At 52.4% G+C, this 21,846-nt stretch carries 25 protein-coding genes; 10 read left to right on the top strand and 15 right to left on the bottom strand.

Features of this window, described 5'->3' with window-relative positions:
• Positions 1 to 73 precede the first annotated feature (73 nt).
• Both msrA and paeA read left to right on the top strand, forming a co-directional pair.
• Positions 74 to 712 (top strand): peptide-methionine (S)-S-oxide reductase MsrA, encoded by a 639-nt coding sequence (gene msrA, locus OGX95_RS18945; RefSeq protein WP_286630566.1) that lies wholly within the window; start codon positions 74 to 76, stop codon positions 710 to 712.
• Between the two features lie 249 nt (positions 713 to 961).
• Positions 962 to 2,299: a polyamine export protein PaeA gene (paeA, locus tag OGX95_RS18940; protein ID WP_271440298.1), complete on the top strand. Its 1,338-nt coding sequence runs from the start codon at positions 962 to 964 to the stop codon at positions 2,297 to 2,299.
• A 65-nt stretch (positions 2,300 to 2,364) separates the two neighbouring features.
• Here the strand turns inward: paeA and OGX95_RS18935 are convergent, their stop codons facing one another.
• Positions 2,365 to 2,571, bottom strand: coding sequence for a DUF1107 domain-containing protein (locus OGX95_RS18935; protein WP_003025710.1), 207 nt, complete (start codon positions 2,569 to 2,571; stop codon positions 2,365 to 2,367).
• 326 nt (positions 2,572 to 2,897) lie between these two features.
• On the opposite strand from OGX95_RS18935, the gene OGX95_RS18930 reads away from it, so the two are divergent.
• Positions 2,898 to 3,455 (top strand): YtfJ family protein, encoded by a 558-nt coding sequence (locus OGX95_RS18930; protein ID WP_286630565.1) that lies wholly within the window; start codon positions 2,898 to 2,900, stop codon positions 3,453 to 3,455.
• On the opposite strand, the gene cysQ is transcribed toward OGX95_RS18930, so the two are convergent.
• Positions 3,445 to 4,185, bottom strand: a complete 741-nt coding sequence (gene cysQ, locus OGX95_RS18925) for a 3'(2'),5'-bisphosphate nucleotidase CysQ (protein ID WP_286630564.1) — start codon at positions 4,183 to 4,185, stop codon at positions 3,445 to 3,447. The two genes, OGX95_RS18930 and cysQ, sit on opposite strands and share 11 nt — an antisense overlap.
• Positions 4,186 to 4,373: 188 nt before the next feature.
• Between cysQ and OGX95_RS18920 the strand changes: the two genes are divergently transcribed.
• Entirely contained in the window at positions 4,374 to 6,317 is a 1,944-nt protein-coding gene (locus tag OGX95_RS18920; protein ID WP_286630563.1) for a bifunctional 2',3'-cyclic-nucleotide 2'-phosphodiesterase/3'-nucleotidase, read from the top strand.
• A 45-nt stretch (positions 6,318 to 6,362) separates the two neighbouring features.
• Here OGX95_RS18920 and OGX95_RS18915 read toward each other — a convergent pair whose 3' ends face one another.
• Positions 6,363 to 6,743, bottom strand: coding sequence for a winged helix-turn-helix transcriptional regulator (locus OGX95_RS18915; RefSeq protein WP_286630825.1), 381 nt, complete (start codon positions 6,741 to 6,743; stop codon positions 6,363 to 6,365).
• Between the two features lie 89 nt (positions 6,744 to 6,832).
• On the opposite strand from OGX95_RS18915, the gene OGX95_RS18910 reads away from it, so the two are divergent.
• The 3 genes from OGX95_RS18910 (at position 6,833) to OGX95_RS18900 (ending at position 9,629) form a co-directional block, all read left to right on the top strand.
• Positions 6,833 to 7,681, top strand: a complete 849-nt coding sequence (locus tag OGX95_RS18910; protein ID WP_286630562.1) for an SDR family oxidoreductase — start codon at positions 6,833 to 6,835, stop codon at positions 7,679 to 7,681.
• Between the two features lie 81 nt (positions 7,682 to 7,762).
• Positions 7,763 to 8,587, top strand: coding sequence for an AraC family transcriptional regulator (locus OGX95_RS18905; RefSeq protein ID WP_286630561.1), 825 nt, complete (start codon positions 7,763 to 7,765; stop codon positions 8,585 to 8,587).
• Between the two features lie 76 nt (positions 8,588 to 8,663).
• Entirely contained in the window at positions 8,664 to 9,629 is a 966-nt protein-coding gene (locus OGX95_RS18900; RefSeq protein WP_286630824.1) for a DMT family transporter, read from the top strand.
• Between the two features lie 53 nt (positions 9,630 to 9,682).
• Here OGX95_RS18900 and OGX95_RS18895 read toward each other — a convergent pair whose 3' ends face one another.
• Positions 9,683 to 11,254: a methyl-accepting chemotaxis protein gene (locus tag OGX95_RS18895; RefSeq protein WP_286630560.1), complete on the bottom strand. Its 1,572-nt coding sequence runs from the start codon at positions 11,252 to 11,254 to the stop codon at positions 9,683 to 9,685.
• Positions 11,255 to 11,499: 245 nt separating this feature from the next.
• On the opposite strand from OGX95_RS18895, the gene ytfE reads away from it, so the two are divergent.
• Positions 11,500 to 12,162 carry an iron-sulfur cluster repair protein YtfE gene (gene ytfE, locus OGX95_RS18890; RefSeq protein ID WP_137383984.1) on the top strand — a complete coding sequence of 221 codons (663 nt, stop codon included), beginning with the start codon at positions 11,500 to 11,502 and terminating at the stop codon, positions 12,160 to 12,162.
• Positions 12,163 to 12,221: 59 nt separating this feature from the next.
• On the opposite strand, the gene cycA is transcribed toward ytfE, so the two are convergent.
• Both cycA and bamJ read right to left on the bottom strand, forming a co-directional pair.
• Complete coding sequence (gene cycA / locus OGX95_RS18885) at positions 12,222 to 13,631, bottom strand: D-serine/D-alanine/glycine transporter (protein ID WP_286630559.1); 1,410 nt, start codon at positions 13,629 to 13,631, stop codon at positions 12,222 to 12,224.
• Between the two features lie 309 nt (positions 13,632 to 13,940).
• Positions 13,941 to 14,561 (bottom strand): BamJ family beta-barrel-assembly machinery protein, encoded by a 621-nt coding sequence (gene bamJ, locus OGX95_RS18880; RefSeq protein WP_286630823.1) that lies wholly within the window; start codon positions 14,559 to 14,561, stop codon positions 13,941 to 13,943.
• Positions 14,562 to 14,779: 218 nt separating this feature from the next.
• On the opposite strand from bamJ, the gene OGX95_RS18875 reads away from it, so the two are divergent.
• Complete coding sequence (locus OGX95_RS18875) at positions 14,780 to 15,430, top strand: OapA family protein (RefSeq protein ID WP_286630558.1); 651 nt, start codon at positions 14,780 to 14,782, stop codon at positions 15,428 to 15,430.
• A 58-nt stretch (positions 15,431 to 15,488) separates the two neighbouring features.
• Here OGX95_RS18875 and OGX95_RS18870 read toward each other — a convergent pair whose 3' ends face one another.
• The 6 genes from OGX95_RS18870 to OGX95_RS18845 all read right to left on the bottom strand — a co-directional run bounded on the left by OGX95_RS18870 (position 15,489) and on the right by OGX95_RS18845 (position 18,918).
• On the bottom strand, positions 15,489 to 16,412 hold the full coding sequence (locus OGX95_RS18870; RefSeq protein WP_286630557.1) for a DMT family transporter: 924 nt from the start codon (positions 16,410 to 16,412) through the stop codon (positions 15,489 to 15,491).
• A 143-nt stretch (positions 16,413 to 16,555) separates the two neighbouring features.
• Positions 16,556 to 17,005: a 50S ribosomal protein L9 gene (rplI, locus tag OGX95_RS18865; RefSeq protein WP_137383988.1), complete on the bottom strand. Its 450-nt coding sequence runs from the start codon at positions 17,003 to 17,005 to the stop codon at positions 16,556 to 16,558.
• 41 nt (positions 17,006 to 17,046) lie between these two features.
• A complete protein-coding gene (rpsR, locus tag OGX95_RS18860) occupies positions 17,047 to 17,274 on the bottom strand; it encodes a 30S ribosomal protein S18 (RefSeq protein WP_000135199.1) in 228 nt (75 codons plus the stop codon).
• 4 nt (positions 17,275 to 17,278) lie between these two features.
• Positions 17,279 to 17,593 carry a primosomal replication protein N gene (gene priB / locus OGX95_RS18855; RefSeq protein ID WP_003025674.1) on the bottom strand — a complete coding sequence of 105 codons (315 nt, stop codon included), beginning with the start codon at positions 17,591 to 17,593 and terminating at the stop codon, positions 17,279 to 17,281.
• Between the two features lie 6 nt (positions 17,594 to 17,599).
• Positions 17,600 to 17,995: a 30S ribosomal protein S6 gene (rpsF, locus tag OGX95_RS18850; protein WP_003025672.1), complete on the bottom strand. Its 396-nt coding sequence runs from the start codon at positions 17,993 to 17,995 to the stop codon at positions 17,600 to 17,602.
• A 158-nt stretch (positions 17,996 to 18,153) separates the two neighbouring features.
• Positions 18,154 to 18,918 (bottom strand): TSUP family transporter, encoded by a 765-nt coding sequence (locus tag OGX95_RS18845; protein WP_286630556.1) that lies wholly within the window; start codon positions 18,916 to 18,918, stop codon positions 18,154 to 18,156.
• 298 nt (positions 18,919 to 19,216) lie between these two features.
• Here OGX95_RS18845 and yjfY point away from each other — a divergent pair, with 298 nt between their 5' ends.
• The gene (yjfY, locus tag OGX95_RS18840) at positions 19,217 to 19,492 is read left to right on the top strand and encodes a DUF1471 family protein YjfY (protein WP_202039800.1); all 276 of its coding nucleotides are present in this window, start codon (positions 19,217 to 19,219) and stop codon (positions 19,490 to 19,492) included.
• 142 nt (positions 19,493 to 19,634) lie between these two features.
• Here the strand turns inward: yjfY and OGX95_RS18835 are convergent, their stop codons facing one another.
• Genes OGX95_RS18835 through ulaD form a run of 3 tightly spaced genes read right to left on the bottom strand, consistent with a single transcriptional unit; the run spans position 19,635 to position 21,835 of the window.
• The gene (locus OGX95_RS18835) at positions 19,635 to 20,321 is read right to left on the bottom strand and encodes an L-ribulose-5-phosphate 4-epimerase (RefSeq protein WP_286630555.1); all 687 of its coding nucleotides are present in this window, start codon (positions 20,319 to 20,321) and stop codon (positions 19,635 to 19,637) included.
• The gene (gene ulaE, locus OGX95_RS18830) at positions 20,321 to 21,175 is read right to left on the bottom strand and encodes an L-ribulose-5-phosphate 3-epimerase UlaE (RefSeq protein ID WP_286630554.1); all 855 of its coding nucleotides are present in this window, start codon (positions 21,173 to 21,175) and stop codon (positions 20,321 to 20,323) included. Before ulaE ends, OGX95_RS18835 begins: the two co-directional genes overlap by 1 nt.
• 9 nt (positions 21,176 to 21,184) lie before the next feature.
• A complete protein-coding gene (gene ulaD, locus OGX95_RS18825) occupies positions 21,185 to 21,835 on the bottom strand; it encodes a 3-keto-L-gulonate-6-phosphate decarboxylase UlaD (protein ID WP_286630553.1) in 651 nt (216 codons plus the stop codon).
• Positions 21,836 to 21,846: the final 11 nt, after the last annotated feature.

The raw sequence follows: 21,846 nt of genomic DNA, 5'->3' as shown, positions 1-21,846 counted from the left end.
ACGCTATTTATTGTGGGCAAAGACGCGTCTCGTTACAACCTTAACCCAAATGACTGATTTCGGGAGAACGGCCATGAGTTTATTTGATAGAAAGCATCTTGTTACTCAAGCAGATGCGCTACCTGGACGCAATACCCCGATGCCGGTAGCAACGTTGCATGCGGTTAATCAGCATTCGATGACCAACGTGCCCGACGGCATGGAGATAGCCCTCTTCGCCATGGGATGTTTCTGGGGCGTGGAGCGCTTATTCTGGTCACTACCAGGGGTTTACAGCACAGCAGCCGGATACACCGGTGGCTATACCCCAAACCCAACCTATCGGGAAGTTTGTTCTGGTGATACGGGCCATGCCGAAGCGGTACGCATCGTCTATGACCCGCATGTTATCAGCTACGAACAACTGCTGCAGGTGTTCTGGGAAAATCATGACCCGGCGCAGGGGATGCGTCAGGGTAATGACCAGGGTACTCAGTACCGTTCCGCAATTTATCCATTAACCCCGGAGCAAAGCGCAGCCGCGCAGGCCAGCCTTGAACGCTTTCAGGCAGCAATGACAGCCGCGGGCGACGAACGCGAGATTACAACGGAAATCAGCACGGCGACCCCGTTCTACTACGCCGAAGACGATCACCAGCAGTATCTGCATAAAAACCCTTACGGATACTGCGGCATTGGCGGCATAGGCGTTTGCCTGCCACCGCAGAATTAATCCGCAACTGCCCGATAGCGCTTATCGGGATCTCCACGCGCTTAACGTGACCTCTGGCGGCTTTACAGTACCTTACGCTATACTAGCGTCTGAATTTACCGGCTCAACTCCACGAGCCGGTTTTCAATGAATTTTCCATTGGATTTATACTTTATGGATTTCGAGTTGCAGGACAAAACACCTGTAGCCTGAAAGACGATGAGTACCAACTTCTCCCTTCCGAGGATCTGGCGTAACGCTGGATATGATATGTTAAACAGTATTTTAGTCATTCTCTGCCTGATCGCCGTGAGTGCGTTTTTCTCGATATCCGAGATCTCGCTCGCCGCATCACGCAAAATAAAACTTAAGTTGCTTGCCGATGAAGGCAACGTAAATGCACAGCGTGTTTTGAAGATGCAGGAAAACCCCGGCATGTTCTTTACCGTTGTGCAAATTGGTCTTAATGCGGTTGCTATTCTTGGCGGTATCGTCGGTGACGCAGCGTTTTCACCAGCATTTAACGGTCTGTTCTCGAAATACTTTGCCCCAGAGCTGTCCGAACAATTGAGCTTTATTCTGTCGTTCTCTCTGGTCACTGGCCTGTTCATCCTGTTCGCGGATTTAACCCCGAAACGCATCGGTATGATTGCGCCAGAAGCTGTGGCTTTGCGTATCATCAACCCGATGCGCTTCTGCCTGCTCGTGTTCCGCCCACTGGTATGGTTCTTTAATGGTCTGGCAAATAACATTTTCCGTCTGTTTAAGATCCCAATGGTGCGTAAAGACGACATCACCTCTGACGATATTTACGCTGTGGTCGAAGCGGGGGCTCTGGCGGGTGTCCTGCGTAAGCAGGAACATGAGCTGATCGAAAACGTATTTGAACTGGAATCCCGTACCGTGCCGTCTTCAATGACCTCGCGCGAAAATGTTATCTGGTTTGATCTGCACGAAGACGAACAGAGCCTGAAGAACAAGGTGGCGGAACATCCGCATTCCAAGTTTCTGGTCTGTAATGAAGATATCGACCACATCATTGGCTATGTGGATTCCAAAGACTTGCTTAATCGCGTACTGGCAAACCAAAGCATGGCGCTGAACAGCGGCGTGCAGATCCGCAATACGCTGATTGTTCCGGATACGCTGACGCTGTCTGAGGCGCTGGAGAGCTTCAAAACCGCAGGTGAAGACTTTGCCGTCATCATGAACGAGTATGCACTGGTGGTGGGGATTATTACGCTTAATGACGTAATGACGACGCTGATGGGTGACTTAGTCGGCCAGGGGCTGGAAGAACAAATCGTCGCGCGTGATGAGAATTCATGGCTGATTGACGGCGGAACGCCGATTGATGACGTGATGCGTGTGCTGGATATCGACGAATTCCCGCAGTCCGGTAACTATGAAACCATCGGAGGTTTCATGATGTTTATGCTGCGTAAAATCCCGAAACGCACCGATTCAGTGAAGTTCTCAGGCTACAAATTTGAAGTGGTGGATATCGATAACTACAAGATCGATCAACTGCTGGTAACACGTCTGGACAGTAAACCGAGCGTCCTGGTACCGAAACTGCCGGATGCAAAAGAAGAGACCAGGGCGTAATCCCGCCAGAAACATCAACGGCTCCCATCAGGAGCCGTTTTTTTAACTACTGCATAGCACTTTGGTTAAGCCATCTCTGTCTGCAGACGCAAAACCTGACGGTTAACTTCGGACATAACAGAAAAATGCAGTTTGTCCTTCACTTTTGGGATAAGAATCTTACCCTTATCAAACTCAAAAGCGCCTACATCCTTGATATATAACCGTCCACGAAACAGGATCTTCACGTACTTCGCCACCTGCAGCGGGTTGTATCGTTGGAAAATTTTCATTGTATCTCCTGCTGAGCGTTACGCCTTTGCGGTACCACAATCGGTCCGACAATCCTCAGGCGCAAATTTTAATGCCTTATGACTATAGACTATCTCTACGTTGTTTCCAGCGCGTATAAGTTTATTTACCTTCAGGTTACAATTATTCAGAATTATCTTTTCAACGCTTCGCTGTCTTCAGTATAAGCCTTCATTTTTCGCAGGATTTGTGCGCCCGTCCGCAAACTGGCATCGCGCTTGCGGGAAAAAGCATCATTCGCACATATGATTAAATTCCAGACCCAAGTGGTCGGATCACCTGCAAAATAAAGAAAGAAGGAAAACCCATGACCTTACAAAAACTGCTGGCGCTGTCGTGCCTGTTGCTGCCGATGATGGCCTCTGCGCATAAGTTTGAAACCAACCAGCGCGTGCCGCCGGTGGGTATTGCCGATCGCGGCGAACTGATTCTCGATAATGATAAGTTTAGCTACAAAAACTGGAATAGCGCGCAACTGCCAGGGAAAGTCCGCATTGTGCAACACATCGCCGGACGTACCTCCGCCAAAGAGAAAAATGCGACACTGATTGAAGCCATCAAAGCGGCAAATCTGCCGCATGATAAATACCAGACCACCACCATCGTCAACACGGATGATGCCATTCCTGGCACCGGCATGTTTGTGCGCAGCAGTTTAGAGAGCAATAAGAAACTCTACCCGTGGTCACAATTTATTGTCGACAGTGACGGCATCGCGCGCAAAACCTGGCAACTGGATGAAGAGAGTTCAGCCATCGCTGTACTCGACAAGGACGGACGCGTTCAGTGGGCCAAAGACGGGGCGTTAACGCAGGAAGAGGTGCAGCAGGTTATCGCCCTGCTGCACACATTGCTCAGTAAATAGAGACGCGGAAGCCGGGGTTAAGGAACGATTCACGCGGGGTGTAATCCAGAGGTTTTCCCTGCCAGTCGTGAACGTGAGCCCCGGCAGCGGCGGCAACCGCGTGGCCTGCTGCGGTGTCCCACACGTTGGTGGGTCCAAAACGCGGATACAGTTGCGCCTGCCCTTCGGCAACCAGACAAAACTTCAGCGACGAGCCAATCGACGTGGTCTGATGTTCGCCCAACTGTTGCAGATACTCTTTTAGCTCATTGTCCGCGTGTGAACGGCTAATCACCACCAGCGGTGGACGAGCATCACGAACCTGGATTTGCTTGCGAACACCGCACTCTTCTTTCCACGCTTTGCCATGTTCCGCACTGTACATCACTTTCATCACTGGGGCATACACCACGCCCAGCACCGGCTTTCCCTTCTCGATAAGCGCAATGTTAACGGTAAATTCACCGTTACGCTTAATGAACTCTTTGGTCCCATCCAGCGGATCGACCAACCAGTAGCGCTGCCAGTGTTGACGAACATCCCAACCCGGAGGTGCCTCTTCAGACAGAACCGGAATATCCGGCGTGAGTGCCAGTAATCCTTCGAGGATCACCGCGTGCGCGGCAATATCCGCCGCAGTGACCGGAGAATCATCCTGCTTGCTGGTAATCTCCATCGGTTTGAGTCCATCGTAGACCTGCATAATGGCATCGCCCGCATTCCGTGCAAGCTGGCATACATGTTCTAGCATTCTCCACCTCGTTTCTGTCAGTGGTGTTAACTCGTTGTTTTACTTATACCCGATCGTCAAGGGATCCGCCAACTGTGATAGCGTCTGCGGTTTTAAACGCTATATTCATGTCATGATTCACAGTTCTGTAAGCAAGAAGATTTATATACATTTTCTTTTGTGGCTTAGATCTTAAAAGGATGCCCCTGATGATTAAGTTTAGTGCAACGCTTCTCGCCACGCTGATTGCAGCCAGCGTGAATGCCGCGACCGTCGATCTGCGCATAATGGAAACCACTGATTTGCATAGCAATATGATGGATTTCGATTATTACAAAGATACGGCGACTGAAAAATTCGGCCTGGTGAGGACGGCAAGTCTGATTAATGCAGCACGCAACGAAGTCAAAAACAGCGTGCTGGTCGATAACGGCGATCTGATTCAGGGCAGCCCGCTTGGGGATTACATGGCGGCCAAAGGGCTTAAAGCGGGTGAAACACATCCGGTATATAAAGCGCTCAACACGCTGGACTACGCAGTTGGCAACCTTGGTAATCATGAATTTAACTACGGCCTCGACTATCTGCATAAGGCACTCGCTGGCGCGAAATTCCCCTACGTAAACGCCAATATCATCGACGTTAAGACCCAAAAGCCGCTGTTTACCCCTTATCTGATTAAAGACACCGAGGTTGTCGATAAAGAGGGTAACAAGCAAACGCTGAAAATTGGCTACATCGGCTTTGTGCCGCCGCAAATCATGACCTGGGATAAAGCCAACCTCAGCGGTAAAGTGACCGTGAACGACATCACCGAAACCGCACGTAAATATATTCCGGAGATGCGGGAAAAAGGCGCGGATATAGTAGTAGTGATTGCTCACTCCGGCCTTTCTGCCGACCCGTATCAGACCATGGCGGAAAACTCCGTTTATTACCTCAGCGAAGTCCCGGGCGTGGACGCCATTATGTTTGGCCATGCTCATGCCGTCTTCCCGGGGAAAGATTTTGCCAACATCAAAGGGGCAGATATCACGAAAGGTACGCTCAATGGCATACCTGCAGTCATGCCGGGCATGTGGGGCGATCATCTGGGCGTGGTCGACCTGGTGCTGAATAACGACAGCGGGAAATGGCAGGTCACCCAGGCGAAAGCCGAGGCACGCCCGATTTACGACGCCGCAGCGAAAAAATCCCTGGCCGCTGAAGACACGAAAATCGTTAAGATCCTGAAGGGCGATCACGACGCCACGCGCGAGTTCGTCAGCAAACCCATCGGCAAATCCGCCGACAACATGTACAGCTATCTGGCACTGGTGCAGGACGATCCCACCGTGCAGGTCGTGAACAACGCGCAGAAAGCGTATGTGGAGCACTTTATCCAGGGGGACCCGGACCTGGCAAAACTGCCGGTGCTCTCCGCCGCCGCGCCATTTAAGGTCGGCGGGCGTAAGAACGATCCGGCAAGTTTTGTGGAAGTCGAAAAAGGCCAGCTGACCTTCCGTAATGCCGCTGATTTGTATCTCTATCCCAACACCCTGGTGGTGGTAAAAGCCAGCGGTAAAGAGGTTAAAGAGTGGCTGGAATGTTCCGCCGGCCAGTTTAATCAGATAGATATTCACAGCAGCAAGCCGCAGTCGTTGATTAACTGGGATAGGTTCCGTACCTATAACTTTGACGTCATTGACGGCGTGGATTACCAGATTGATGTTTCACAGCCGGCCCGTTACGACGGCGAGTGCCAGACCATAAACCCGCAAGCGGAACGTATTAAAAACCTGACCTTTAACGGAAAACCGATCGACCCGAATGCCACTTTCCTGGTCGCAACCAATAACTATCGCGCCTATGGCGGCAAGTTCGCCGGTACCGGCGACAGCCATATCGCCTTTGCGTCGCCGGATGAAAACCGCGCGGTGCTGGCTGCATGGATAAGCGCTCAAACGAAAAGCGCCGGTGAAATTCACCCGGCGGCTGATAACAACTGGCGTCTGGCACCGATTCACAGCGATAAGAAACTGGATATTCGATTTGAAACGTCACCGTCCGATAAGGCCGCGGCGTTTATCAAAGACAAAGGACAGTATCCGCTGAAGAAAGTCGCCACCGACGATGTCGGCTTTGCGATTTATCAGTTGGATTTGAGTAAGTAACGTTAATGCCGGATGACGCAGTCCACAGCGCCATCCGGCAATACTTTACGCCGCCCGTTCGTCCCGTTGCGCCAGCACCTGCGGCAAATTCATTTCAATCCAGTCTGCCAGCGCAGCAACTTTATCGCTCACCTGCTCGCCCAACGGGGTCAGACTATACTCCACATGCGGCGGTACAACCGGATACGACACCCGGTTGATAAACCCATCCTGCTCCAGCGCCTGCAGTGACTGCGCCAGCATCTTTTCGCTGACGCCGCCCATTTTGCGACGTAAATCGCTGAACCGGTGCGTACCGTCACGTAGCGCCACCAGAATCAATACGCCCCAGCGACTGGTGACGTGTTTTAACACCTCGCGGGAGGGACACTGCTCGGCAAACAAATTGCCGTCGCGCAATTGTTGAGAAAGGGTCTGCGTGATCATCTTCATACTTACCTTTTTGTACGTACTTACTAAAAGTAAGTTTAGGTGCTAGTTTTACTAAACACAAGACAAATACCAAGGAGTTCCCCATGATTGCGATTACCGGCGCCACTGGCCAACTGGGCCAACACGTTATTGAAAGCCTGTTGAAAACCGTACCTGCCAGCCAGATAGTGGCGATTGTACGTAACCCAGCCAAAGCGACTGCGCTCAGCCAGCAGGGTATTACAGTCCGTCAGGCGGATTACACCGACGAAGCCGCCTTTACGACCGCTTTGCAGGGTATCGACAAGCTGCTGCTGATCTCGTCGAGCGAAGTCGGGCAACGTACTCCGCAGCATCGCAACGTGATTAACGCAGCGAAAGCTGCCCACGTGAAATTTATCGCCTATACCAGCCTGCTTCACGCCAATACCTCCCCGCTGGGGCTGGCTGATGAGCATGTGGCAACCGAGAAGATGCTGGCAGACTCCGGCATTGCCTACGCGTTGTTACGTAACGGCTGGTACACCGAAAACTATCTGGCGAGTGCGCCAGCCGCACTGGAGCATGGCGTGTTTATTGGGGCAGCAGGAGAAGGCAAAATCGCCTCGGCGACCCGCGCCGACTATGCTGCTGCCGCCGCGCGCGTTATCAGCGAAGATGGTCACGCCGGTAAAATCTACGAGCTGGCAGGCGATGAGGGCTGGACGCTGAGCCAACTGGCCGCTGAACTGGCCAAACAGAGTGGTAAAAAGGTGGTGTATCAGAACCTGAGTGAAGCCGATTTTGCCGCCGCGCTAAAAGGTTTTGGTCTGCCTGCCGGACTGGCGGACATGCTGGCCGACTCTGACGTCGGCGCCTCCAAAGGCGGACTCTTTGACGACAGCCATACGCTGAGCAAACTGATTGGTCGACCAACCACATCGTTGGCGGACAGCGTCAAAGGTATCGTGTAAGTGTTAAAAATCGGTTAATTGTGGTGGCATCCTCACGCATCCTCTCTGATAATGACAAGATGATGCGTGGGGAGAGATAACGTGCAAGGTGTACCTGAGCAGTTTTTTGATGAGAAAGACAGTGCCCGCTTTCGCCATCTGGCGCAGGTGCCAGGCGTTGAACTGTATCATGCGCACATCTCCCGTTATGCGTTTGAGCCTCACACCCATGAAGCTTTCGGCATTGGCGCGATTGAAGCCGGTGCCGAGCGTTTTCGCTATCGTGGCACGCAATACGTAGCGCCTGCCCACTCCGTTGTCACCATGAACCCCGATGAACTGCACACCGGTGAAGCCGAAACCGCCGACGGCTGGCGCTACCGGATGATCTACCTTGAGCCCGATCTTCTGGAAGAGATCACCGGGGTTCGTCACTGGTGGTTCCATGACGTTACCCGTCACGATCCGCTGCGTTCGCGTCAGATCTGTTCATTGATCCACGGTCTGTGGAACACCGAAGATCCGCTGGCGCAAAAAGGATTGCTGCTCGATCTGATCGATACATTCCAGCCGCTGGCTCGCCATACTCCGGTATTACCGGAGGGGGGACATCGTTTCGAACGCGTGCGTGAATATCTGCACGATAACTATATGCACCCTGTGACACTCGACGAACTGGCTCGCGTGGCATCACTCAGTCCCTGGCATTTCCAGCGCCAGTTCAAGTCTCATTTTCACGTCACACCGCATCAGATGCTGATGGCTGTCCGCCTGTGGCGGGCCAAAGGTTTTCTTACCTACGGCATGCCTGCTGCAGATGTGGCTGCCGCCACCGGACTGACCGACCAGTCACACCTCACCCGCGCCTTTACCCATCGCTATGGCATTACGCCGGTACGCTATCAGAAGCAGGTTTATTCGCGCTAATGCGCAATCTCATACAATACAGTGATGTTTTCCCTGCCTACACTCAGCGCTATGTTTAATGATGTGGATGTCAACAATGATTAGCGGTGTGTTGTATGCCCTGCTGGCCGGGCTGATGTGGGGATTAATTTTTGTCGGACCGTTGATCGTACCGGAATATCCGGCGGTATTACAGTCGATGGGGCGTTATCTGGCGCTGGGGCTGATCGCACTACCGTTGGCCTGGCTGGGTCGCGGACGCCTGCGTCAGTTGACGTGTAAAGACTGGGTAACCGCTCTGGCGTTAACCATGATGGGCAACCTGATTTATTATGTTTGTTTGGCCAGCGCCATTCAGCGCACCGGCGCCCCCGTTTCAACCATGATCATCGGCACATTACCGGTCGTGATCCCGGTCTTCGCGAACCTGCTTTATAGCCAACGTGACGGCAAATTATCGTGGTGGCGCCTGGCTCCCGCGCTGGTACTGATCGGCATGGGCCTGCTGTGTGTGAATATCTCTGAGCTGAGTCAGGGGTTGCCTGATTTTAGCGGCTGGCGATATGGTTCAGGCATCACTCTGGCGCTGATTTCCGTGGTGTGCTGGGCCTGGTATGCGCTACGCAATGCCCGCTGGCTGCGGGAAAACCCGGATAAGCACCCAATGATGTGGGCGACGGCTCAGGCACTGGTGACGCTTCCGGTTTCGCTGCTGGGGTACATCGCGGCCTGTCTGTGGCTGCGTGGACAAACACCAGAATTCTCGCTGCCCTTTGGCCCACGACCGGACGTGTTTATCGGCCTGATGATCGCCATTGCCGTATTGTGCTCGTGGGTCGGTGCACTGTGCTGGAACGTCGCCAGTCAGAAGTTGCCGACGGTGATCCTCGGACCGCTGATTGTCTTTGAAACACTGGCAGGCCTGTTGTACACCTTTATTCTGCGTCAGGAGATGCCGCCGTTGCTGACCCTGAGCGGCATCGCACTGTTAGTTGTCGGTGTGGTGGTCGCGGTCAGAGCCAAACCGGAAAAACCGAGCGTCGTCGTGGTTTCACCATCATGATGTGCCGGTGGCGCTACGCTAACCCGGCCTGCCTTGTAGGCCGGATAAGGCGTTTACGCCGCCTTCCGGCGCGACACTTTAAACACCGCCACAGTCTGATTCAGGCGTGCGGCCTGCTCTTCGAGCGCGGCAGCTGCAGAGGCAGACTCTTCCACCAGCGAGGCGTTTTGCTGTGTCACACGATCCATTTCGGCAACGGCCTGCCCGACTTGATCGATACCCCGACTCTGCTCATCGGACGCCGACGCAATTTCGCCCATAATATCGGTAACCTGGGTGACGGCACTGACAATTTCCGCCATCGTCTCACCCGCTTCATGCACCAGTGCCGTACCGGCATTGACCCGATTCCCTGAGTCATCAATCAGTGCCTTAATCTCTTTCGCCGCCTGAGCGCTACGCTGCGCCAGCGTGCGCACTTCACCTGCCACCACGGCAAAACCGCGCCCCTGTTCACCCGCACGCGCCGCTTCTACCGCCGCATTCAATGCCAGAATATTCGTCTGGAAAGCAATACCGTCAATAACCGTGGTAATTTGCGCAATTTTGCTGGAACTGGTGGCGATTTCATCCATCGTACGCACCACACCGTCGACCACTGCTCCGCCTTTCTGCGCCGTCTGCGAGGCATTTTTTGCCAGGCTGGTCGCCTGTCGCGCATTGTCCGCATTCTGTTTTACGGTGGCCGTGAGCTGTTCCATACTGGCAGCAGTTTCTTCCAGAGAGGCAGCCTGCTGTTCGGTACGAGAAGAGAGATCGTTACTGCCTGCGGCAATTTCACCCGCACCAGTATAGATAGTATCCGCACCGTCACGTACCACGCTAACCGTGTTCGCCAGCGCCTGCTGCATATCACGGACGTTCTGGGCCAGTAGCGCCATTTCGTTACTGCCATCGGCGGTAATATTGTGGGTCAGATCACCTGAAGCGATATGGCGAATATGCCCCATCACCTCGTGGAGTGGTTTCAGCAGGACACGCTGCATGGCAATCCAACTGACGATAATGACGGTTAACACAATCAACAGTACGGCGGATAACAACCAGATAATTTTCTGGTAATCATTTTCGTTATCCCGTACTCCCTCATTCGCCAGCGCGGCTTGCGCGGCACGCCACTCCTGATAAACCTCTTGCATGGCCGTCTGCTTTTGCTCGGCATTCTGTTTGAACATGTCTTCCAGCTTGCCTTCAGCCAGCAGCGCATTCATTTTGGCAAGGGTTGTCGAATAAATGCCGTACTGTTCTTCCAGTCGGTCTGCCAGACTTTCATCCAGACCCGGCGTTTCCGGCAGCGCGTAGTATTTATCGTAATGCTCTTTTGCGTCTGCCAGCAGGCGGTTCGCCGTGATCACCAGTTCTTTTAACTGGCCCCCGTTAACCTCGCTTGCCATCGTGCCCTGCAAACGTAACATGCCCCGGTTGAGCGTGACGCGAGCCTGGTTCAGGCTAATCCATGCATCGGTAAACTCCGCCACGTTCTGGCTGGAAAGTTGAGAAACGTTAAAATTTTCCTTATCGTTTTTAAGCGCGCCAATAAAAACGCCTGCGGAAATGAGCTGCATCGCGCCCAGGGCGAGTAACACGGTGATAAGTAAGGTTATCACTTTGATTCGTTTGAACATCTGTTGCCTTTTAGTTATGCAGGTATTGTCTGAGGTCTAACTATCGGCAGCCGCGCCCGCTTATTTAACCTTCTGACGCGGCTTTTTTCGCCGCTTTACGCCTTTTCAATAAGATTCAGCATGTTAACGAGATAAGAAATTTTCGTGACAGCTATCACAAATTCCCCCACCTCGAAAGGGGTATATCCTTTGCCATAAGTTGCATTTAAAATACATCTTATATTATTGAGAATGAGGTAACGGCTATGTCTTATCGCGATCAACCTTTAGGTGAACTGGCGCTCTCTATTCCTCGCGCGTCGGCACTGTTTCGTAAGTACGATATGGATTACTGCTGCGGCGGTAAGCAAACGCTGGCACGCGCTGCCGCACGTAAAGAGCTGGATGTGGAAGCTATCGAAGCGCAGCTCGCTCAGTTGGCTGAGCAGCCGCTGGAAAAAGACTGGCGCACCGTGGCACTGGCAGAAATCATCGACCATATCGTCATACGTTATCATGACCGCCATCGTGAACAGCTGCCGGAGCTGATCCTGCAGGCCACTAAAGTTGAACGTGTTCATGCCGACAAGCCGAGCGTACCGCGCGGTCTGGCGAAAAACCTGACCATGCTGCATGAAGAGCTGTCCAGCCACATGATGAAAGAAGAGCAAATTCTGTTCCCAATGATCAAACAGGGAATGGGGAGTCAGGCGATGGGACCAATCAGCGTGATGGAAAGCGAACACGACGAGGCCGGCGAACTGGTGGAAGTGATCAAGCACATCACCAACAACGTAACGCCGCCGCCAGAAGCCTGCACCACCTGGAAAGCCATGTATAACGGCATCAATGAGATGATCGACGATCTGATGGAACACATCAGCCTGGAAAACAATGTGTTGTTCCCACGAGCCCTCGCCGGGGAATAAGAAAAGGCGCCCGAGAGCGCCTTGATTGAATACGAGAGCCGCATCGCGGCTCTTTTTTATTAGCGTACACCTGCCATACGTTTCTTACCGATTAACAACCAGCCCAGACCCAGAGCGATAAACCACAGCGGCGTAACGATCAGCGCCTGACGGGTATCCTCTTCCAGCGTCAGCAGCACCAGTACGAAGACGAAGAACGCCATACATACCCAGCACATCAGCTTGCCTAACGGCATCTTGTAGATTGATTTCTCATGCAGGTGTGGACGCTGTTTGCGATACACCAGATAAGAGCAAAGAATGATGGTCCAGACAAACATAAACAGGATTGCCGACACGGTGGTGATCATAGTGAACGCACCGATTACGCTCGGGTTCACATAGAGCATGACCACGCCGCCCAACAGGCAGATACAGGAGAAGGTCAAGCCCTTCGCCGGCACCGCACGTTTAGACAGCTTAGCAAACGCTTTTGGCGCAACACCTTCCTGAGCCAGACCAAACAGCATACGGCTGGTAGAGAACACGCCGCTGTTTGCGGAAGAGGCCGCTGATGTCAGCACCACAAAGTTAATCAGGCTCGCCGCCGCTGGCAGACCTACCAGCACAAACAGTTCAACGAATGGACTCCTGGTGGGAACCACCGAGCTCCACGGCGTCACGGACATAATCACGATCAACGCGAAAACGTAGAACATGATGATACGGATTGGAATCGAGTTAATCGCGCGCGGCAGAGACTTTTCCGGATCTTTAGTTTCTGCAGCCGTCGTACCCACCAGTTCAATACCGACAAATGCGAAGACCGCTATCTGGAAGCCCGCAAAGAAGCCACTCAGACCTTTCGGGAACCAGCCACCGTCATTCCACAGATGTGTGAACGAGGCCTGAACGCCGGTTGGCGACTGGAAGTGCGTCAGTACCATCACCAGACCGACGACAATCAGGCCGACAATGGCGACGATTTTGATCATCGCAAACCAGAACTCCATCTCACCAAACATTTTCACCGTGGCGAGGTTAAGAGCCAGCAACAGAATGATCACCGCCAGCGATGCCACCCAGTCTGACAGTCCGGGGAACCAGAATTGCGCATACGCTGTAATGGCAACGACATCTGCCATCCCGGTAACCACCCAGCAGAACCAATAGGTCCAGCCGGTAAAATACCCGGCCCATGGCCCGAGCAGGTCGGAAGCGAAATCACTAAAGGATTTGTATTCGAGATTCGAGAGCAGCAATTCTCCCATTGCCCGCATCACGAAAAACAGCATAAAACCGATGATCATATAGACAAAAATGATCGACGGCCCGGCGAGGCTGATGGTTTTCCCGGACCCCATAAACAGGCCGGTACCGATAGCACCACCAATTGCAATAAGTTGAATATGACGGTTTGTGAGATTGCGCCGTAGCGACTGTTCAGACGAAGCCTCTTCAACGGCTTCGACTTTTACCTGATCTACCATGTTTTTTCTTCCTGTACCTGTCTGTGTTGTTCAGGCTCTACGGCCTTTAGTGTGTCTATGATACGACGATCCTGTTGGCAGGACTCATCGATATTAGGTAAGAATCGGCGGGATGAATACTAAGATTTAGATATAATGTTAATTTTATGTTTAAAGTGAGTGTCATATCACTCTGATAGCGAGAATCAGTTCACAAAAATACACGCAATATCATCATTTGCAAGATAAAATATCGACATTGGCATAACAATAGATTTTTCACGCTATTTTGTTGCTCCCCCCTGCGTCGGGGGGAACAGAAGTCACTGCTTACAGGATTTCAAGCAGCTCAACTTCAAATACCAGCGTGCTGAACGGAGGAATGGACGCGCCAGCGCCACGCTCACCGTAAGCCAGTTCCTGAGGAATAGTCAGTTCCCATTTGGAACCTACCGGCATCAGGGTCAGTGCTTCAATCCAGCCAGGGATCACGCCGTTAACCGGGAATTCCGCCGGTTCACCACGCGCAACAGAGCTGTCAAACACGGTACCGTCGATCAGTTTACCGGTATAGTGCACGCGAACGTGATCGGTACGTGCCGGGATAGCACCTTCGCCCTGCGTCAACACACGGAACTGCAGACCGGATTCAGTGCTGTTCACACCGTCTTTCTCACGGTTTTCTTCCAGATATTTGACGCCATCAGCCGCCATAGCCTGAAAACGCTCGCGACGTACTGCATCAGCACGTTCGTGAATTTCACGCAGCGCACGGTGCACAACATCAACAGGCACTGCCGGGTGTTTACCTTCCAGCGCATCAGCGATACCCGCTACCAGCGCTTCAGGCAACAGCCCTTCCAGACCGGATTCGCTCAGCTGCTGTCCTACCTGCAAACCAATGCCGTAGCTTGCTTGCGCTTCGATAGTGTCAAAAGTCGGGGTAGCCATCATATTTCCTTTCATCGGATGTAAAGTAGCGGGCAGCATATCAGCCATGCCGCATCCGGTAAAACTTTGTCTCTGGAACAGATGACAAATCGCGAGGAAAAAGAAACAATGCTATTGCCCGCACCAATGTCACGAAAGCGGGTACCTGAACAAGTATCATAGAGTTAGCGATCTATACTCTATGACAGAGGAACGAGACGCGGAGCAGGAGGAAAGCCATGCCCGGGCGCTTTGAATTAAAACCAACCCTGGCGAAAATCTGGCATGCACCGGACAATTTTCGCATTATGGACCCGCTACCGCCTATGCATCGCCGTGGCATTATTGCTGCTGCCATCGTGCTGGTGATAGGTTTCCTGCTTCCTTCCAGTGACACCAACGATACCCCGGTGGTCACGCGTAATGCACAGCTGGATTTGCAGTCGCAGTCCCAGCCGCCAACTGAAGCGCAGCTTCAGGCGCAGTTGATCGCACCACAAAATGATCCCGGCCAGGTGGCTCCAGTTGCACCGGAACCCATCCAGGAAGGCGATCCCGATACACAGACACAGAGCCAGCAATCACAGCCTCAGACGCAGCCCTTTCAGCAAAATAGTGGTATTGAGCAGCAGTGGCGTACCTACCGCGTAGATTCCGGAAAAACGCTGGCCCAGGTCTTCCGGGACCATAATCTTCCACCGACCGATGTGTACGCAATGGCGCAGGTAGAAGGCGCAGGAAAACCGCTGAGCAACCTGAAAGACGGTCAGATGATCCAAATCAGGCAGAATGCTAACGGGGTGGTGACCGGGTTAACCATTGATAGTGGAAATGGTCAGCAGGTATTGTTTACCCGCCAGCCCAACGGCAGCTTTATTCGCGCACGCTAAGACCGTCTCAGTCAACAGGCCTGATGCGCATAGCGTCATCAGGCATCAAGGTGAAGCACTAACGCTTCACCTTATTCACCCACCAAATCCCCGAACAGACCAGCACCAGCGCCACCGCATATTTCCATTCGAGAATGTTCTCACCGAGAAAAATTGACGACAGCACCGCCCCTGAAACCGGGATCAGGAAGTTAAACGGCGCGATCATTCCCACGCGGTTGTACTTGAGCAAAATGCTCCACAAAGCGAAGGCCACCGATGAAAGCAACGTCAGGTAACCCAGAATAGCCACTGAAGCAGAGCCGTGTACGGTCAGTGTCCCGCCAAAAGCATAACCGCCGATAACTAACGCCAGACCGCCCATCCCCAGTTGGTAACCTGTCATGACCGTTGGGTCTACCGTCTGAGAAATGCGTTTACCGTATAGCGTGGCCGCAGAGAGAATAAAGGCCGCCATCACGACTGAACCGTCCCCTAACAGGTTGAAACTAAAATCCATTCCACTGTTGAAGTTCACCACCATCACGCCGGTAAAGCCCAGAATACAGCCCAGAGTTTTGTTGTAACTCAGCTTGTCATTTTGATAGATAAAGTGGGCCAGCAACACGCTAAAGAACGTACCGGTGGCATTCATGATTGAGCCCTTCACGCCCGTCGTGAACGCCAGACCGATATAAAAGAAAATGTATTGCAGCGAGGTTTGCGTCAACCCAAGGAGCGTAAGCTGGCCAAACTGACGCGGGCTTAACCTGCCAATCGGTTTACGTTGCACCATCGCCAGCAGCAACAGCAATAATCCCGCAAACAGGAAACGGTATCCGGCAAAGACAATTTTTGACGGAATGTCATCCGTGGCAATCTGGAAAACCTCGTATCCGCTTTTTATCGCCGGATAAGCGCTTCCCCACAACAGGCAACAGAAAGCTGCGCCCAGGTAGACAACATTTTTACGCGCGAACAGAGGTTGGTGCGTTGGTTCCATTCCATCACCACTTTGAAATAATGTTTTATTTTTATGATTATCCCGAAAAGGACAAAGAATAGCCAGAGCGAAAAACAGGAGGGTAGAAAAGCAAAACGCCGACACAAGGCCGGCGCTTTTTACGAAATTGTCAGAATAAAAACTTATTCTGCAACTACGTTTACAGTCAGCTTAGCAAACACTTCGCTGTGAACCTGGAAGCTCACTTCGTGCTCACCAGTGGTACGCAGAACGCCGTTCGGCAGACGAACTTCGCTCTTAGCAACGTCAACGCCAGCTGCAGTTACAGCGTCAGCGATGTCGCGAGTACCGATGGAACCGAACAGTTTACCTTCGTCGCCTGCTTTAGACGCGATGGTAACGGTTTCCAGTGCATTGATTTTCTCAGCACGAGCTTCAGCAGCGGCCAGAACGTCAGCCAGTTTGGCTTCCAGTTCAGCGCGACGCGCTTCGAAAAATTCAACGTTTTTCTTGGTAGCAGGAACAGCTTTACCCTGTGGTACCAGGAAGTTACGAGCATAGCCCGCTTTAACGTTAACCTGATCACCCAGGCTACCCAGGTTTGCTACTTTATCAAGCAGAATAACTTGCATTACCTTATCCTCTCAAAGTCGTATTAATGGACCGTGACCGATTACTGATGACGATCAGTGTACGGCAGCAGGGACAGGTAGCGAGCGCGTTTGATAGCGCGAGCCAGCTGACGCTGGTATTTTGCACGGGTACCGGTGATACGGCTTGGGACAATCTTACCGCTTTCGGTGATGTAGTTTTTCAGCGTAGCGATATCTTTATAGTCGATCTCTTGAACGCCTTCCGCGGTGAAACGGCAGAACTTGCGACGACGGAAATAACGTGCCATATGGCTAGTCTCCAGAATCTATCAATTCAATCTGCTCGGCATGCAGAACCATTTTGCTCAGGCCGTTCTTTGCCTTATGGCAAGAGATGAACCCCTGAACGGTCACTGCGCTACCGACCGTTATACTGTGAGTAATGGCCTGGTTTTCGTGTCCGCTAATAATAACGGGCATTTGGCACCACGCCTGCCGGTGAAACCCGGCTTCCTCCTGCACAGAACGATGCTCAAGCACGAACTGGCAATGAGGAATTCCTGATGGACTGACCTTTCGAAGGGGAGCCCTGCACACGGTGCCGGACAGCGCCAGACGGTTGGTCATCAGAAATTACTCTTCAGAATCCCCAGCTTCAGCATCATCTGCGGTTTCGTTAGCGAAATCATCGCGACGTTCACGACGCTCGTCTTTCGCTTTAACCATCGGAGATGCTTCGGTAACAGCGTGTTTAGTACGCATAACCATGCTGCGGATAACGGCATCGTTGAAGCGGAAGGTAGTTTCCAGCTCATCGATCACTTCCTGCGGCGCTTCAACGTTCATCAGAACGTAGTGAGCTTTGTGCAGTTTGTTGATCGGGTAAGCCAGCTGACGGCGGCCCCAGTCTTCCAGACGGTGGATCGTGCCTTCTGCACCAGTGATGGCAGCAGTGTAGCGTTCGATCATACCCGGAACCTGTTCGCTCTGGTCAGGATGGACCATAAAAACGATTTCGTAATGACGCATCGAATTGCTCCTTACGGATTATTCAGCCTCCTGTCTGGGTCAGCCGAGGCCCATGGAGGCAAGGAACGTGTTAAAGGTCGGCTGAAAAATGACGCGTCATAATACTGAGGTCAGCCGCTAAACTCAAGGTGCTTGTACGATTATTTACCATGCCGCCATTAATACATATCCAGCAGCATTTTGACGCTGATACAAATGGAGACAACGACAATCATCGGCCGGATAACTTTCTTCCCGCGCGTCAGTACAACCGTCGCGCCAAGACGTGCTCCGAGGGACTGCCCGGCAAACATCACCAGCCCCAGCGACCAGATCATTTTACCGCCGAAAATGAAAAACAAAATCGAAGCGATATTCGACGCCAGATTAATAAAGTTAGAGTGAATTTGCGCCTTATCGATGCTGTATCCCCACAACAAGATATAGCTGAGCGTATAAAAAGAGCCGGCCCCAGCCCCGAGAAATCCATCATAAAAACCAATGCAACCACCACCGATCAACGAAAAGAGAAACAGGGAGATCTTTTGCTTTCTCTTCGGTTCGCTAAGATTAGGCGCAAAAATAAAGTAGATAGCGACGGCAATAATCAGTACTGGCAGCAGTTTTTTCAGCAGTTCTGGTTCAATGAACTGAATAAGCGTCGTACCTAATGCCGAACCAATAAAAGCAGATAAGAACACATACTTATGTTCCTGTACGTTGATGTGCCCCCGGCGTAAAAAGTAAATCCCAGAGGTAAGCGAACTGCCCAACGCCTGAATCTTATTGGTTGCTAGCGCGTTAGCCGGGGGTAAACCGGAAATCAGTAATGCGCCAATAGAGAGAAACCCGCCGCCACCTGACACCACGTTAATAAAGCCAGCCACCAGCGCGAACATAAACATAATCACAAAGTAGCTGAAATCCATGAATGAAGTATCCATAAGTTTTTTCCTTATAATCATAAAGTTATGTTGATTATAAGGCCCACTATAAACGGCGTACTCCTCTGGTTAAATTGACAATTTGGTAAGAGTTTATGCCTGGTAAACAGGTATTTTTTATCGCAGCGGTAGATATCAGCTGACTGTTAATTAAAGGAAAGATGGCAATGCGGTAATTTTTTGAACAACTGCATCAGAAATGGTCGCTATCGACTACGTTGGTTGCGGTTAAAATTACATCAGAAGCTAACGACTCACAGGAGACAAGCAACCAAAGACCGCAGTCGAGGAGGTACATATGCGAGCCCGTGTTTTGACCCTTCTGGCTGTGCTTTTGCTTAGCGCAAATGCAATGGCAGCCATCAAAATTGACAATCATCAGGCCAGAAATATGGATGATGTACAGAGCTTAGGCGTAATTTACATAAATCATAACTTCGCCACTGAAAGTGAAGCCACTCAGGCTCTGAACGAAGAGACAGATGCGCAAGGCGCAACTTACTACCATGAGATCCTCATCAGAGAACCCGGTAGTAACGGTAACATACACGCCAGCGCAGACATTTATCGCTAGCACCCGGAAATAACCAACAAGAACATTGCCACAGTTTAACTTGCCCCCTTCATTGGGGGCTTTTTTTTGCATGAAGGCGTTACCCCGAGCGGATCGATCGGTTACACACACCCAGAAGTGTACGTAGCCCGGGGCAACCGTTTCACGTCTGCCCGTAATAAGCATCAGGTCCATGCTTACGCATAAAATGCTTTTTCATCAAATAACCATCAATGGGGTTTAGCGCCGGGTTGATGCCGCGCGCAATCCACGCCATTTTCGCCACTTCTTCCATCACCACCGCGTTATGCACCGCATCGTGGGCATCTTTCCCCCAGGCAAACGGCCCGTGCTGATACACCACAATTCCCGGCATATGCAGCGGCTCGGCGTCGCCCAGCGTTTCGATAATCACTTTGCCGGTGTTCAGTTCGTACTCGCCCTGCACTTCTGCTTCGTTTAACGCCCTGGTACAGGGAATATCGCCAAAGAAGTAGTCCGCATGCGTGGTGCCTAGCGCCGGGATCGCCAGCCCCGCCTGCGCCCATGCGGTGGCATGGGTGGAGTGGGTATGGACAATGCCACCAAGCGACGGGTAACGGCGATAGAGTTCAAGATGCGTCGCGGTGTCTGATGACGGGCGATACTGCCCGTCCACCACCTTGCCAGACATATCGACCACCACCATATCGTCCGCTTTCATGGTTTCATAAGCGACGCCGCTGGGCTTGATCACCACCCGCTCGCTTTCACGGTCGATGGCACTGACATTGCCCCAGGTAAAGGTCACCAGCCCGTAACGCGGCAGATCCATGTTGGCTTCAAACACCTGCTGTTTCAGCTTTTGCACTATGCCGCCTCCACCAGACCTGCGTTGGCCATACGCGCTTTCACCCAATCACGCGCTTTCGCCACTTCCGCCGCCGGGTCTTCAGCCGTTTCGCTCCACATCTCAATCAGATAGGGCCCGCAATAGCCACTCTGTTTGAGCGTTTCGAAGCAACGTTCGAAATCCACCACGCCTTCGCCAAACGGGACGTTTTTGAAGACGCCCGGTTTAGTGTCTTTGACGTGAACCGCGACGATATGCCCCATTCCAGCCTGCAATTCCATCTGCACGTCGTTGTCCCACGCTGACAGATTGCCGATATCCGGGTAAAGCTGGAACCACGGGTTGTTGAGATAGTGGGCATAGCCCAGCGCCTTGCTGATGGAGTTCATCAACGGATAATCCATGATCTCCATCGCCAGCGTCACCTGCGCACGGCTTGCCATCTCGACGCTCTCTTTCAGCCCGTCCCGGAAACGGCGACGCGTTTCGTTGTTCGCTTCCTGATAGTAAACGTCATAGCCCGCCAGTTGGATCACGCGAATACCCACGTCCTGCGCGAACTGGATGGCTTTACGCATAATCTCCAGCCCCTGCAACCGCACGGCGTCGTCTTCACTACCCAGCGGGAAGCGACGATGCGCAGAGAGACACATAGAAGGCACACGCACGCCGGTTTCGACAATCGCATTCACCAACGCCAGACGTTGCTCGCGGCTCCAGTCCAGACGCGACAGGCGATCGTCGGTTTCATCCACCGACATCTCGACAAAATCGAACCCTAGCGTTTTCGCCAGTTGCAGCCTTTCCCGCCAGCACTCCCCGGCGGGGAGCGCTTTTTCATAGATGCCAAGTGGGATCTGTTTGGATAACATATCCGCTCCTTATCCCCACAGTTGGGCAATGGAACGTTTGAACTGACGCGCAGCCTCCACAGGAGAGGCGGCGTCTCGGATACTGCGACCGGCAATAAAGACATGAATCGGAATCCCCTGGAACAGCGGTAGGTCTTCCAGCGCCAGCCCCCCGGTAACAGTGACTTTGAAGCCCATATCGGACAGACGTTTGATCGCCGTAATGTCCGCTTCGCCCCACGCCACGCCTGCGGCCTGTGCGTCACGACTGCGATGATAAACCACCTGCCCAATGCCCGCTTCGCGCCACTCTTGTGCTTGTTCCCACGTCCAATAGCCAGTCAGTTCAATCTGTACGTCGCCGTTAAACTCGTGCGCTACGTCCAGCGCACCTTTAGCGGTGTTGATATCTGCACAGCAAATCACAGTGACCCAGTCAGCGTTGGCTTCGAAGCACATACGAGAGAGGATTTTGCCCGCATCGGCGATTTTGGCGTCTGCCAGCACGATTTTATGCGGGTAGAGTGCTTTCAGATCGCGAACGGCACGTACGCCTTCTGCAACACAAAGGATGGTGCCGACCTCGATGATATCCACCTCTTCGGCAATCAACCGTGTTGTTTCATACGCAGAAGCCATTGATTGGTTATCCAGCGCAACCTGCAACATAGGTAATGGCATTTTATTGTTCC

Origin of the sequence: Citrobacter sp. Cu233, assembly GCF_030332225.1 — a bacterium.
In the GTDB taxonomy this organism is placed as follows: Bacteria; Pseudomonadota; Gammaproteobacteria; order Enterobacterales; family Enterobacteriaceae; genus Citrobacter.
This window is presented reverse-complemented; position numbering and strand designations above follow the sequence as displayed.